The organism is Verrucosispora sp. SN26_14.1 (assembly GCF_004307965.1).
Taxonomy (GTDB): Bacteria; Actinomycetota; Actinomycetes; order Mycobacteriales; family Micromonosporaceae; genus Micromonospora.
In genome coordinates this window covers 1-1204 of sequence record NZ_SISL01000807.1, presented here as the reverse complement: position 1 = coordinate 1204, position 1204 = coordinate 1, and the positions used below count along the sequence as shown (strand labels likewise).

The window sequence follows — 1204 nt, the reverse complement described above, 5'->3', positions numbered from 1 at the left end:
TCAGAGACAGGTCGCCGCGCTCGGGCTGGCCGTCTCCGCCCGGCCCGCCGGCCCCGATCCGGTGGCGGCACTGGCCCCGGAGGTACGCGCCCGGGTGCGGCTCCGGTTGGCCGCCGCCTCGGCGGCCGGCACCGCCGTGGTGGTGGCGATGGCGGCGGTGCTGGGCCCGGCGGTGGCGGCACTGGTGGACACCCGCCCGGTGGACCCGCGACGGTACGTGGAGCCGCCGCAGGTGCAGACGTTGGACGAGAACCCGCTGATCCGGATCTCCGGCTGGGCGCTCAACCCGGAGCAGCAGTTGTTCCAGGTGTCCACCGAGCGGCCCGACGCCAGCGCGCCGCCGGATGGGGTGCGGATCCGGTTGGCGGTGCTCAGCGACTACGACGGGGTCACCTGGCGCGTCGGGGCCACCTACCGCAACGCCGGACGGATCCTGCCGGCTCCCGACCCGTCCCCGGACACCACCGTGGACACTCTCCGGCAGGACATCACCGTCGGTGAACTCAGTGGACGGCTCCTGCCTGCCGTCCCCACCCCGGTGGAGGTGTCCGGGGCGCGGGTGGCGTACGACCCGGCCACCGGCACCCTGATCCGTCCCGACGGGCTCTCCCCCGGACTGCGGTACACGGTGACCTCGGCGCGGGAGCGCCCGGATGTGAACCTGCTGGCCACCGCGAACACACCGGCCGATGACGAGGTGGCGCGGGTGCTGCACGTCGCCGACGGAGTGCCGGAGCAGCTGCGGCGGTTGGCCGCCCAGTTGGTGGAGGAGAACGGCGCCCCATACGCGCGGGCGGCGGCGATCGAGCAGTGGCTCGCCGAGCACTACCGGCTGGTCGCCGACGCCCCGAGCGGGCACGCGTACCCGAATCTGGGGTTCTTCCTCTTCGGACCGCGTAACGCCGGTGGGCAGCGGGGCACCTCGGAGCAGTTCGCTGCCTCCTTCGCGGTGCTGGGTCGGTTGGCGGGGTTGCCGACGCGGGTGGTGGTCGGGTTCGCCGCGCCGGGTGCCGGGCCGGTGCGGGCCGCTGACGCGTACGCGTGGCCGGAGGTGTTGTTCGAGGGTTTGGGGTGGGTGTCGTTCGATCCGCTGCCCCGCCCCGACGAGGAGCCCCGCCCGGTGGAGGAGGACTTCCGGCCCAAGCCGGAGGATCCGCCGCCGTCGGAGCAGCCGGAGCCGACGCTGGAACCGACCGCCTCGCCC

At 74.6% G+C, this 1204-nt stretch carries 1 protein-coding gene; it reads left to right on the top strand.

The features are described 5' to 3' along the window. On the top strand, positions 1 to 1204 hold a 1204-nt coding region (locus EYA84_RS32085), incomplete at both ends, for a DUF3488 and transglutaminase-like domain-containing protein (protein ID WP_161595087.1).